Annotated in this window: 10 protein-coding genes; 2 read left to right on the forward strand and 8 right to left on the reverse strand. The window is 73.3% G+C overall.

What is annotated here, in order from left to right; all coding sequences use genetic code 11:
- Positions 1-129: 129 nt before the first annotated feature.
- Positions 130-2,517, forward strand: coding sequence for a ribonucleoside-diphosphate reductase subunit alpha (locus ACIA5F_RS02805; RefSeq protein WP_399348384.1), 2,388 nt, complete (start codon positions 130-132; stop codon positions 2,515-2,517).
- On the forward strand, positions 2,517-3,539 hold the full coding sequence (locus ACIA5F_RS02810) for a ribonucleotide-diphosphate reductase subunit beta (RefSeq protein ID WP_399348386.1): 1,023 nt from the start codon (positions 2,517-2,519) through the stop codon (positions 3,537-3,539). Before ACIA5F_RS02805 ends, ACIA5F_RS02810 begins: the two co-directional genes overlap by 1 nt.
- A 261-nt stretch (positions 3,540-3,800) precedes the next feature.
- Here the strand turns inward: ACIA5F_RS02810 and def are convergent, their stop codons facing one another.
- The 8 genes from def to ACIA5F_RS02850 all read right to left on the reverse strand — a co-directional run bounded on the left by def (position 3,801) and on the right by ACIA5F_RS02850 (position 11,605).
- Entirely contained in the window at positions 3,801-4,433 is a 633-nt protein-coding gene (def, locus tag ACIA5F_RS02815; protein WP_399348388.1) for a peptide deformylase, read from the reverse strand.
- A 72-nt stretch (positions 4,434-4,505) separates the two neighbouring features.
- Positions 4,506-5,516, reverse strand: coding sequence for a tetratricopeptide repeat protein (locus tag ACIA5F_RS02820; protein WP_399348390.1), 1,011 nt, complete (start codon positions 5,514-5,516; stop codon positions 4,506-4,508).
- Between the two features lie 120 nt (positions 5,517-5,636).
- Positions 5,637-6,899 carry an HD-GYP domain-containing protein gene (locus ACIA5F_RS02825; protein WP_399348890.1) on the reverse strand — a complete coding sequence of 421 codons (1,263 nt, stop codon included), beginning with the start codon at positions 6,897-6,899 and terminating at the stop codon, positions 5,637-5,639.
- A 20-nt stretch (positions 6,900-6,919) separates the two neighbouring features.
- A complete protein-coding gene (locus ACIA5F_RS02830) occupies positions 6,920-8,446 on the reverse strand; it encodes an HD-GYP domain-containing protein (RefSeq protein ID WP_399348392.1) in 1,527 nt (508 codons plus the stop codon).
- A gap of 278 nt (positions 8,447-8,724) precedes the next feature.
- Positions 8,725-9,027 (reverse strand): mycothiol system anti-sigma-R factor, encoded by a 303-nt coding sequence (rsrA, locus tag ACIA5F_RS02835; RefSeq protein ID WP_399348394.1) that lies wholly within the window; start codon positions 9,025-9,027, stop codon positions 8,725-8,727.
- A complete protein-coding gene (locus tag ACIA5F_RS02840) occupies positions 9,024-9,668 on the reverse strand; it encodes a sigma-70 family RNA polymerase sigma factor (RefSeq protein WP_399348892.1) in 645 nt (214 codons plus the stop codon). The genes rsrA and ACIA5F_RS02840 overlap by 4 nt, the downstream gene beginning before the upstream one ends.
- 394 nt (positions 9,669-10,062) lie before the next feature.
- The gene (locus ACIA5F_RS02845; protein WP_399348395.1) at positions 10,063-10,719 is read right to left on the reverse strand and encodes an alpha/beta family hydrolase; all 657 of its coding nucleotides are present in this window, start codon (positions 10,717-10,719) and stop codon (positions 10,063-10,065) included.
- Positions 10,720-10,789: 70 nt separating this feature from the next.
- The gene (locus ACIA5F_RS02850) at positions 10,790-11,605 is read right to left on the reverse strand and encodes an SOS response-associated peptidase (RefSeq protein ID WP_399348396.1); all 816 of its coding nucleotides are present in this window, start codon (positions 11,603-11,605) and stop codon (positions 10,790-10,792) included.
- Positions 11,606-11,921: the final 316 nt, after the last annotated feature.

Here is an 11,921-nt window from a genome sequence, read left to right on the forward strand (position 1 = left end):
GTTGGGCCGGTGGACGCCATGCGGCGCACGTACGGACCGCCCCTCGGGGCGGCGCACCTGCGAGCCCGCGTGCGCCTGCCCGCGCCCCGCCCCGCCGATGACCGGGCCGAGCGAGGGAGAGCTCCCCCCGTGACCATCGCGCCTGCCGCACCGCGCGCCGAGTCCGCCCACTCCGAGACCTCGGCCGAGCCCGGGGGGCCCGGGGCCGCGCTGCTGCGTACCCTCACCGAGCTGACCGCCGACCTCCCCGACACCGACCCCGGCCGGGTCGCCGCCGCCGCCCTGCGCGGGCGCAGCTCCGTCGCGGACGAGGCCGAGCTGCGCGGGCTGGCCACCGAGGCCTCCGCCGGTCTGATCTCGGAGGACCCGGCGTACTCCCGGCTCGCCGCCCGGCTGCTGACGCTGGCCGTCGCCGACGAGGCCGCCGGCCAGGGGGCCACCTCCTTCTCCGCCTCCGTCGAGGTCGGCCACCGCGAGGGGCTCATCGCCGACCGCACGGCGGAGTTCGTCCGGACCCACGCGAACCGCCTGGACTCGCTGGTCGAGCTGACGCTCGCCGAGGGCGCCGACGACCGCTTCGGCTTCTTCGGCCTGCGCACCCTGCACAGCCGCTACCTGCTGCGCCACCCGATCACCCGCCAGGTCGTGGAGACCCCGCAGTTCTTCATGCTGCGCGTGGCCTGCGGTCTCGCGGAGGACGACAGCGTCCGCGCCGTCGAGGAAGTGGCCTCGCTGTACCGGCTGATGAGCCGCCTCGACTACCTGCCGTCCTCCCCCACGCTCTTCAACTCGGGCACCCGGCACCCGCAGATGTCCTCCTGCTACCTGCTGGACTCCCCGCTGGACGAGCTGGACTCGATCTACGACCGCTACCACCAGGTCGCCCGCCTCTCCAAGCACGCCGGCGGCATCGGTCTCTCGTACTCCCGCATCCGCGCCCGCGGCTCGCTGATCCGTGGCACCAACGGGCACTCCAACGGCATCGTGCCGTTCCTGAAGACCCTCGACGCCTCCGTCGCCGCCGTGAACCAGGGCGGCCGTCGCAAGGGCGCCGCCGCCGTCTACCTGGAGACCTGGCACGCGGACATCGAGGAGTTCCTGGAGCTCCGCGACAACACGGGTGAGGACCAGCGCCGCACCCACAACCTGAACCTGGCCCACTGGGTGCCGGACGAGTTCATGCGCCGCGTGAACTCCGACGCCGACTGGTCGCTGTTCTCCCCCGCCGACGTGCCCGAGCTGGTCGACCTGTGGGGCGACGAGTTCGACGCCGCCTACCGCAAGGCCGAGGCCGACGGGCTCGCCCGCAAGACCATCCCCGCCCGTGACCTGTACGGCCGGATGATGCGCACCCTCGCCCAGACCGGCCAGGGCTGGATGACCTTCAAGGACGCCTCCAACCGGACGGCGAACCAGACCGCCGAGCCGGGCGCGGTCGTCCACTCCTCCAACCTCTGCACCGAGATCATCGAGGTCACCAACGACGGCGAGACCGCCGTCTGCAACCTCGGCTCGGTCAACCTGGGCGCCTTCGTCGTCGACGGGGAGATCGACTGGGAGCGGCTGGACGAGACCGTCCGCACCGCCGTGACCTTCCTCGACCGCGTCGTGGACATCAACTTCTACCCGACCGAGCAGGCCGGGCGCTCCAACTCCCGCTGGCGGCCGGTGGGCCTGGGCGCGATGGGCCTCCAGGACGTCTTCTTCAAGCTGCGGCTGCCCTTCGACTCCCCCGAGGCGAAGGCACTGTCGACCAAGCTCTCCGAGCGCGTCATGCTCGCCGCCTACGAGGCGTCCTGCGACCTCGCCGAGCGCAGCGGCCCGCTCCCGGCCTGGGAGCAGACCCGTACCGCCCGCGGCGTCCTGCACCCGGACCACTACCAGGTCGAGCTGAACTGGCCGGAGCGCTGGGACGCGCTGCGCACCCGGATCGCCACGACCGGCATGCGCAACTCGCTGCTGCTGGCCATCGCCCCGACCGCGACGATCGCCTCGATCGCCGGTGTGTACGAGTGCATCGAGCCGCAGGTCTCCAACCTCTTCAAGCGCGAGACGCTCAGCGGTGAGTTCCTCCAGGTCAACGCCTACCTGGTGAACGAGCTGAAGCAGCTCGGCGTCTGGGACGCCCAGACCCGCGAGGCGCTGCGCGACGCCAGCGGCTCGGTGCAGGGATTCGGCTGGATTCCGGCCGAGGTGCGCGAGCTGTACCGCACGGCGTGGGAGATCCCGCAGCGCGGCCTGATCGACATGGCGGCGGACCGTACGCCGTTCCTCGACCAGTCGCAGTCGCTGAACCTGTTCCTGGAGACGCCCACCATCGGCAAGCTCAGCTCGATGTACGCGTACGCCTGGAAGATGGGTCTGAAGACGACCTACTACCTGCGCTCGCGCCCGGCGACGAAGATCGCCAGGGCCGCGCAGGCCGCCGCCCCCGCGGTGCTCCCGCAGGCCGCCGCCGACGCGGAGGCGCTCGCCTGCTCCCTTGAGAACCCCGAGTCCTGCGAGGCATGCCAGTAATGAGCACCACTGACAACAAGAAGAAGAACCTGCTCGACCCGGGCTTCGAACTGACCCTGCGTCCCATGCGCTACCCGGACTTCTACGAGCGCTACCGGGACGCGATCAAGAACACCTGGACCGTGGAGGAGGTCGACCTCCACTCGGACGTGGCCGACCTCGCCAAGCTGACGCCCGGTGAGCAGCACATGATCGGCCGTCTCGTCGCGTTCTTCGCGACGGGCGACTCGATCGTCTCGAACAACCTCGTGCTGACCCTGTACAAGCACATCAACTCCCCGGAGGCCCGGCTCTACCTGAGCCGCCAGCTCTTCGAGGAGGCCGTGCACGTCCAGTTCTACCTGACGCTGCTCGACACCTACCTTCCCGACCCGGACGACCGCGCGGCCGCGTTCGACGCGGTCGAGGAGATCCCCTCGATCCGCGAGAAGGCGCAGTTCTGCTTCAAGTGGATCAACGAGGTCGAGAAGCTGGACCAGCTGGAGACGCAGGCCGACCGCCGTCGCTTCCTGCTGAACCTGATCTGCTTCGCCGCCTGCATCGAGGGCCTGTTCTTCTACGGCGCCTTCGCCTACGTGTACTGGTTCCGCTCCCGCGGTCTGCTGCACGGCCTGGCCACCGGCACCAACTGGGTCTTCCGTGACGAGACCATGCACATGAACTTCGCGTTCGAGGTCGTGGACACGGTCCGCAAGGAGGAGCCGGAGCTCTTCGACGACGCCCTCCAGCAGCAGGTCGTCGACATGCTGAAGGAGGCCGTCGAGGCGGAGCTCCAGTTCGGCCGCGACCTGTGCGGTGACGGCCTGCCGGGCATGAACACCGAGTCGATGCGCGAGTACCTGGAGTGCGTCGCGGACCAGCGTCTGGTCCGTCTCGGCTTCCCGCCGGTGTACGGCTCGCAGAACCCGTTCTCGTTCATGGAGCTCCAGGGCGTCCAGGAGCTGACCAACTTCTTCGAGCGCCGCCCGTCGGCCTACCAGGTCGCCGTGGAGGGCACGGTCGACCTGGACGAGGACTTCTAGTGCTGTGACCGGAAAGGTTTGCCGGTAGGCCCGCGGCGTCCGGTGCGGTGGATCGCAAGGCGGAGGGCCACGGCTTGTACTGGACGTACTTGCGTGGTCCGACAACGCGGCGAGGCGCCGTGCCGGGCGTCGAGGGCCGGTGAACCTTTCCGGTCACAGCACTAGGGCCCCGCAGCACCCGAAGCGCCCCCCGGCCGATGGGCCGGGGGGCGCTTGCCGTGCGGGTGCTCGTACGAGCCCTCGTACGGGACCTCGTGCGGGTCAGGCGTTGGGGACGGTCTCGTACCGCGGGGTGCCCTCTTCCATCTGGCGCAGGGCGTCCTTGCGGTCCCGCTTCGAGAGCCGGTCGATGTACAGGTACCCGTACAGGTGGTCGGTCTCGTGCTGGAGGCAGCGGGCGAAGTAGCCGGTGCCGCGCACCTTGATCGGGTTGCCCCGCGCGTCCTGGCCCTCGACCTCGGCGTGGTCCGGGCGGGCCAGCGCGGCGTAGGCGGTCGGGACCGACAGGCAGCCCTCGTTCGAGTCGTCCAGCACCCGCGCGCCGGCCGGGAGCTCGACGAGCTTGGGGTTGATCACGACACCGGTGTGGCGGTTGCCGTCGTCGTCCGGGCAGTCGTAGACGAAGACCTTCGCGTCCACGCCGATCTGGTTCGCGGCCAGGCCCACGCCCTCGGCGGCCTTCTGGCTGGCGAACATGTCGTCGATCAGCCGGGCCAGCTCGTCGCCGAACTCGGTGACGTCCTTGCACTCCCGGTGCAGGACCGGGTTGCCGACCACCGTGATCGGGCGGGCGGTGCCGCGCTCGCGGTGGGCGAGCTCGCGCGCCTCACAGTCCTCGGTGTCCACGACGTACCCGTCGTTCACCTCGACAACCTCGTTCTCCTGCTGCGCCATGTCCGCCGTACGCCTTCCGTAAGTCCCAGTCACCGATGGCCACCGATGTGCCCGTACAGCCTAAGGCCCGGTTCAGCAGACTTCTTCGAGATCGCGCCACTCGCGGCTGTCCGGGCTGTCCGCGACCCAGCCGTCGAGCAGTCCGCGCACCAGCCCGGCCGGCGCCGCGATCCCGCATTCGCGCTCGGGCACCCAGAGCGGGCCGGAACCGGCCGTACGGTGCCCCAGTGGTCCGGGATGTCCCGGTTCGCTGTGGTCGTGCGGGTCCAGGTGCCAGCCCTCGCCCTCGTCGCTCTGCATGGCGCTCTCCGAGCAGGTCCGGCAGAGCAGCCGGACGGAGGAGGACCAGTCCTCGGCGGCGAAGCCCGCGTCCGAGGCCAGCCGCTCCAGCGCGTCCCGGTCCTCCTCGGTGGCCGCCTCCAGCAGCACCACCCAGGTCGGCACCGGCGAGGGCGCCCACAGCTCGATCTCGTCGAAGACGGGGTAGGAGGGCCCGGCCGCGGTGATCCGTTCGCCGTGCGGGACCCCGTCGTGCAGGACGACCTCGCCCCAGCGCCGCCCCGAGGAGGGCAGCGGGATCGAGAGGACCTCCATCCGGGCCGGATCGAGCCTGCGGCCCCAGACCACCTCGGCCTCGCCCTCGGGCGAGAGCCGGACGGCGGCGCTGCCGAGGTCCATGCCGACGGGTTCGCCGCCGTGCCTGCCGCCGCCGGAGCCCGCGCCGTGCGGGTCCCCGGGCACCTTCAGCCCGTACGCCTGCCAGGCCCGGCGGGCCAGCGGCCAGTCCTGGAGCGCGGTCGCGGCGATGCCCACGTTCCACCAGTCCGGGGCGCCGGCCTCCCGGTCCAGCAGGGCCACGGCGCGCAGCCCGGCGGCCCGCGCCTGTTCCCAGTCGTGCCGGAACTTGTGCAGCAGGGCCAGGTTGAACCAGGACTCCGAGAGCCAGGGCTCCAGGTCCGCGGCCCTGGTCAGGAGCGCGCCCGCATCCTCGTACCGGCCGTCACCGATCAGCGTGAACGCGCGGTCGGTGGCCTGCCGCCACGAGGCGGAGGGCCGATGCCGTACCTTCCCGAAGATCCTCACGTTTCCCGCCTGCCTGGGGGCACCCTCCCGGCGGTGGCCGGGGGACAACGGTGCAGCCTTGCGGACACTCTTACTGGCATCCAACCATGCCCGCTCGGACGGCCGCTCATTACCCATGGGTTACCCACGCGGAACGGGAACGACTCCGCTGCGTCCGCCCCTGGCCAGAACCCTTGCCAGGGATTCCACGACTTCCGGCTGGTAGTCGTGCCCGGTGCCCAGGCGCAGCCTTTCCAGGGCGGCCAGTGAGCCACCCGGGTGACGGCAGTCCCCCGCCAGGTCGTCGTACGCGTTCACCGCGCGCACGATCCGGGCGGCGAAGGGCTGCTCCCGGTACGGGTCCGCCTGCCGCTCCACGACCACGGCGACCTCGGCGGGCACCCCGGTCTGCCGGGCCACCTCCCCGCCCAGCTCGGCGATCCGGCGGGCCTCGGCGGGGGGCAGCCCGGCGGTGGCCCCGGCCGGGACGGGGTCGACGAGGGAGAGCTGGCCGATGTCGTGCATCAGGGCCGCGTACTCCACCACGGTCAGCTCCCGCTCCGACAGGCCCAGCTCCCGGCCCACCGCGCGGCTGAGGGCGGCGACCCGGCGGGCGTGGCCGGGCCGGGTGCAGCCGGCGATCTCGGTGGCGCGGGCCAGGGAGGTGATGGTCTGGCGGTAGGTCGTGCGGATGGCGGTGATCCGGTGGAAGGAGAGCTGGGTCAGCAGCAGGGGCACGCTGAGGACGGGCAGGGCCCACAGCCCGGCGACGGCCACGCCGAGCGCCATCACGGCCCCGGTGGCGCAGATCGCCGAGCCGATCCCGGTCTGGGCGCGCAGCTCGTCGCGGAGCAGGGGGCCGTAGGGCCAGCCGGTCCGGGCCCCGGCGAGGGCGGCGGCGAGCACGGCGTCGCACAGGGCGGTGAGGCCGAGCAGGAGCAGCAGGAAGAGGACCAGGTACGGGCCCTGCCCGATCCGCTGCTCCAGCCGCCCGGAGTGGTAGAGCGGCTGGAAGCAGACGGCGGCGAAGGCGACGGTGAGGACCCGGCGGACCAGGTGGTCGAGGGCGGGCCCGCCGGACCGGGCGAGGTACGGGACGATCCCGGCCAGCGCGGCGGCGGCGACGACCGCGACGGTCTGGAACACCCCGTGGTGGGTGGCCCGGCCCGCCTCCTGGCCCAGCAGGGCGTAGGCGAGCCCGCCCGCGGAGCCCAGCGGCGCGGGCCCCCGGGTCCCGTCCGGGGGGTGTCCGTCCGGGTCGCGGTGGTCCTGGTGGTCGCGGCGGGCCAGCTCGCCGACGGCGACCAGGACGCCGAAGGCCAGGGCGGCCCCGGGGTCGGTGAGACCGCTCCACAGGGTGTGGCCGAGCGCGACGAGGGCGACCAGACCGGTCGCCGCGCGCATGCCCCAGGCGACGGCCCCGGTCACGGCCCCGCCCCGGAACCGGAACCGGGGCCGGGGCCGGTTCCAGGACCGGAACGGGGAACCGCGGGGGCGACCGGTCCCGTACCCGCCCCACCGGTCCCACCGGTCCCACCCGTCGCGCCGGTCCCGCCCGGCGCGGCCTGCCGGGGCGGCGCCGCCGGTCCGGCCGCCGGGATCACCTGGAGGTCCTCGTCGGAGGTGACCACGGGATGCCAGCCGTGCCGTCCGACCGCCCCCGTCAGGGCCCGCACCATCGCCGGGTCGAACTGCGCCCCCGCGCACCGCTCCAGCTCCGCCAGCGCGGTCGGCACCGGCCGGGCCCGGCTGTAGGAGCGGGTCGAGGTCATCGCGTCGAAGGCGTCGGCCACCGCCACCACCCGGGCCAGCACCGGGATCTGCTCACCGGCGAGCCCGTAGGGGTAACCGGAGCCGTCGACCCGCTCGTGGTGGTGCAGGATCGCGGCCCGCGCCTCCCCCAGGAAACCGATGCCGCGCACCATCTCGTGCCCGTACTCGGGGTGCAGCTCGATGACCCGGCGCTCCTCGGCGGTGAGCGGCCCGTCCTTGCGCAGCAGCCGGGTGGGGACGCCGAGCTTGCCGACGTCGTGCAGGATTCCGGCGATGCGGACGGTTTCGAGGCGGTCCTCGGCCATGCCCAGCTCGCGGGCGATCATCGCGGACGCCTGGCCGACGCGTTCGCTGTGGCCGCGGGTGTAGCGGTCCTTGATGTCCACGGCCTGGACGAGGGCGCGGATGGTGGCCTGGTGCGCGGCGCGCTCCCGGTGGTACTGGGCGAAGACCCAGCAGGAGATGTACATCGGCAGCAGGACGAGCAGCGCGGCCGGCAGTCCGTACGGGCTGCGCCACAGGACGGCCATCATCAGCCCGGCGAGGCCGTGCACGCAGTACGGGGCGAGGGAGCGGGTGAGCGGCCCGCGCCAGGCGGCAGCCGCGGGCCGGTGTTCGGCGGCGGCCAGGACGACCCCGTCGAGGGCGGTGAGCACCAGGCACAGGACGACGGCCGCGGCGGCGGCGGGGAGCAGGACGTACGGGAAGTCGGCGAGCGCGGAGCCGTCGGAGGACCCCCCGCCGCCCCCGGCCCCGCCGAAGGTTCCGGTGGCGGTGCCGCCGAGCGCGGCCGGGCCGCCCAGCAGCCCGTACACCCCTCCGGCGGCCCAGGCGGCGACGGCCTGCTGCGCGGCGTGCCACACCCGGCGGACCGGGGCGGGCCGCTCGGTGACCGTCTGGGCCAGCCCCCCGGGCACCGCGACGAGCGCGGCGGCGGCGGGCGGCAGCAGGAAGACGGCGGCCAGCAGGACGGGGAAGAAGGAGCCGATGCCCTCGGGCACCCGGCTGCCCAGCAGCGGGCAGCTCCTGACCAGTTCGCAGCCGAGGTAGACCACGGCGAGCAGGGTCACGGCCGCCCACGGCGAGCCGGGGTCCGCCAGGGCCGGGGCGGCGCACGCGCACGCGGCGAGGACGGCGCACAGGACACAGGAGCGCGCGCCCGGCGGAAGTTCCCGCATGGCGGCCTCCTCCCCCTGTGGCGTGCGAGCCGGGTGCCGGATCGCACCGGCGCCGAATGGGGAGAATAGGTCGGGCCCCGAGCCGGGCGGGCCTCATTGTCGTATTGCGTTGCGCGGACGCCCCCGGATTAGCACCTTCGGGTGAACGAAGTGCCTTTCCGGGGGCGTTCGTCCCGTCCACTACGGGCAGATGTTCGACCGCTGCCGGGAACCGGGGCGGTCCGGCCCCGGGGCGGTCACGGGCCGGTGCCGGGGCGGTCGCGCGGTCCGCCCGGTGGTCAGCCGGCGGGGTTGTCGGCGGTGACGTCGTGGTCGGGGACGGCCTGGCCCGAGCGGATCAGCTCGATCCGGCCCATCACCTTCGACCGCAGGTCGCTCGGCACGTCGTCCGAACCGCAGCAGCGTTTCACCAGCTTCTTCACGGCCTGTTCCAGGCCGTACTTCTCCAGACAGGGGCTGCACTCGCCGAAATGCGTCTCGAATTTCGTGCAGTCGCTGTCGGGCATCTCATGGTCGAGGAACTCGTAGAGGTGGTCCAGGACCTCGGCGCAGTCCGTCTCGTGCGGCTCTCCGCAGCTCATGAGCCCGAGCCTTTCAGGTCGTTCGACTCTCCCGCACCGGCGGGGACCAGCCCCCGGTCACGGGCGTAGTCCTCCAGCATTCCGCGGAGTTGACGGCGGCCACGGTGCAGTCGCGACATGACCGTACCGATGGGTGTACCCATGATGTCCGCGATCTCCTTGTACGCAAAGCCCTCCACGTCGGCGAGGTAGACGGCGATGCGGAACTCCTCCGGAATGGCCTGGAGGGCTTCCTTCACGTCCGAGTCGGGCAGGTGGTCGAGCGCCTGCGACTCGGCGGAGCGCAGCCCGGTCGACATGTGCGACTCGGCACGCGCCAGCTGCCAGTCCTCGATCTCCTCCGCCGCACTGCGCTGGGGTTCGCGCTGCTTCTTGCGGTAGGAGTTGATGAAGGTGTTGGTCAGGATGCGGTACAGCCACGCCTTCAGGTTGGTGCCCTCGCGGAACTGGTGGAAGGACGCGTACGCCTTCGCGTACGTCTCCTGGACCAGGTCCTCGGCGTCGGCCGGGTTACGCGTCATGCGCAGCGCGGCCGAGTACATCTGGTCGAGGTAGCCGAGGGCGTCCCGCTCGAACCGCGCGTTGCGCTCCGGGGTCGTCTCCTCCGCGTGGCCTTCGTCGGTCCCGGCGACAGGACCCACCTCCTCCGACTGCGTGGCGGTTCCGAAAGCGGAGCCGCTCATCTCGGAGAATAGTCGACCACCCCGGACCCCCGCCGCCCGAAGCGGGTCGCGCTTGGGGCCGGGCAGGACCGTCCAGTCCAGGTCAACGGCCTGCGGACGGTTCTGGCTGATGACCTGGGTCATGCGTTCCCTCTCCTCCGACGAGTTCCCGTACGTACCGACATCCGGGACAACAGAAGGGTCGTACGCCACATTCCCCGGGAGGACGCGGGTTTCCCCCCTCCCTCACCGCGCGGCGGCCCGGGTGAGCCGTGTCACAGCCCGGAGTCCGTCAGATCTCCACCGGTTCCCGAGGCCCACCGCGCGGAACCACCCCGTCCGGCGCGTCCGGCCCACCCGTCCGGCGTGGCCGTCAGCGCCCCGGCGCGAGCCGGGCCAGCCAGCGCGCCACCGCCTCCGTGAGCACCGCGAGGGCCTCGTCCTGGCCCTGTTCCCCCTTCTTCGGCACCGCGAAGCCGTGGTCGCCCCCGGCCACCTCCACCAGCTCGTACGCGGCCCCCGCGCCCGGTGGCGGGAACTCCGACGGGCGCCCGAACGGGTCCCGGCCGCCCTGGACCACGAGGGTGGGCAGCCCGGTTCCGGTCAGCTCAGCGGCCCGGGAGCGTTCCGGCCGGCCCGGCGGGTGCAGCGGGAAGGCCAGCGCCAGCACCCCGGCCGCGCCCAGCCCGGCCGCGGTCCGGCAGGCCACCCGGGCCCCCGCGCTGCGCCCGCCCGCGACCACCGCCGCCCCGGGGCGCGCGAGCGCCGGCCAGAGCCCGCGCCACCCCTCGTCCAGCGTCCCGGGGGCGGGGGCGACCTTCTTCCCGGCGACCCGCCAGGGCTGTTCGACCAGGGCGACGGTGATCCCCCGGGCGGGCAGGGCCTTCGCCAGCGCCTGGAGGTCCCTGGCCCCGACGCCGCCGCCCGCGCCGTGGCCGAGGGCGAGCACGAGCGTGGCCCCGGGTGCGGTGTGCCAGGTGATACGGGCCTCGCCCGCCGGGGTGGGGACGCTCTCGGTACGCGGGATCATGGCCCCATCCTGCCGCGACGGCCCTCCCGGGAGCCGCCCGCACCGCCGGGCCGGGGGTACCCCGCAGGGGTCAGAAGAGGGTGCTCACCTCCGGGGCGGCCAGCTCGGTGAGCAGCTCCGGCCCGTTGTTGCGCACGCTGCTCACGGCCGTGGACACCGGGTAGGCGCGCATCAGCCCGCCCGGCGGCGGCGCCAGCAGCCCCCGCAGCTCCTCCTCGCCGGCGGGGGCCGGGTCCAGCCAGGCGTCCCAGCGGTCCGGGGGCAGCATCAGCGGCATCCGGGGGTGGATCTCGGCGAGCGAGCCGGGCCCCTCGGCCGGGGCCGCGCCCAGCGGCCCGGTCTCGGCCTCCGTGGTGATCACGGCGCAGGTGACCCGCCAGGCGAGCGGATGCTCCTCGGGCAGGGTCCGGTCGCGCCAGAACTCGTAGATCCCGGCCATGGCGAGGACGGACCCGTCGGCGGGGAGCACGAAGTAGGGCTGCTTGCGCGCCCGCTTCCGTCTGCCCTCGACCTCCAGCCGGCGCTCGTCGTGGGCGGTGACCCACTCGTAGTAGCCGTCGGCGGGGACGATGCAGCGGCGCTGCGCGAAGGCGCGGCGGAAGGACGGCTTCTCGTGCAGGGTCTCGGACCGGGCGTTGATCATCCGGGCGGCGCCGTCGGGGTTCGCGGCCCAGGAGGGGACCAGCCCCCACCTCAGGACGCGCAGCTGGCGGACCGGCCGCGGGTCGGGCGCGCCCTTGACGGGACGGTCGAGGACGACGTGGACCTCCTTCGTCGGCGCCACGTTCCAGTCGGGCGCCAGTGTCTCCGCGGGCTCCCGGTGCTCCACCCCGAAGATCTTCACGAGCTGCTCGGGCCCCCGGCCCGCCGCGTACCGTCCGCACATCCGAAACCACCCCTCCGACCGGTGTGAGCGCTACGTCACACGGTCACGTCCCACACCGGACCGGCACCGCGCCGGGTCCTCACGAACGACATCCGCCCCGGCCACCCGCCCCGCGCGCCCGGGGTCTGGTGTCCCTCGGTGCCCGCGGGCCCCCGGGGGCTCTCGCGCCCCACCGGTACCTGGACCCGTCCAGGGTGTCAGACCGCCCCCACGGGCGGGCGGGGTCCGGCCATCCCCACGACGACCTCGCCACGGGCACCGCGTCCGCGCCCCGCGGCTGCCACACTTCCCAGGACGTCCGCCCACCGCACCCCGG

The organism is Streptomyces sp. NPDC051567 (assembly GCF_044454165.1).
GTDB lineage: Bacteria > Actinomycetota > Actinomycetes > Streptomycetales > Streptomycetaceae > Streptomyces.

Coding starts and splice junctions, on each gene's coding strand:
- rsrA (WP_399348394.1), bottom strand. CDS start 9,027: ATGAGCTGCGGAGAGCCGCACGAGACGGACTGCGCCGAGGTCCTGGAC.
- ACIA5F_RS02845 (WP_399348395.1), bottom strand. CDS start 10,719: ATGATCCCGCGTACCGAGAGCGTCCCCACCCCGGCGGGCGAGGCCCGT.
- ACIA5F_RS02810 (WP_399348386.1), top strand. CDS start 2,517: ATGAGCACCACTGACAACAAGAAGAAGAACCTGCTCGACCCGGGCTTC.
- ACIA5F_RS02850 (WP_399348396.1), bottom strand. CDS start 11,605: ATGTGCGGACGGTACGCGGCGGGCCGGGGGCCCGAGCAGCTCGTGAAG.
- ACIA5F_RS02825 (WP_399348890.1), bottom strand. CDS start 6,899: ATGCGCGCGGCGACCGGTCTGGTCGCCCTCGTCGCGCTCGGCCACACC.
- def (WP_399348388.1), bottom strand. CDS start 4,433: ATGGCGCAGCAGGAGAACGAGGTTGTCGAGGTGAACGACGGGTACGTC.
- ACIA5F_RS02830 (WP_399348392.1), bottom strand. CDS start 8,446: ATGCGGGAACTTCCGCCGGGCGCGCGCTCCTGTGTCCTGTGCGCCGTC.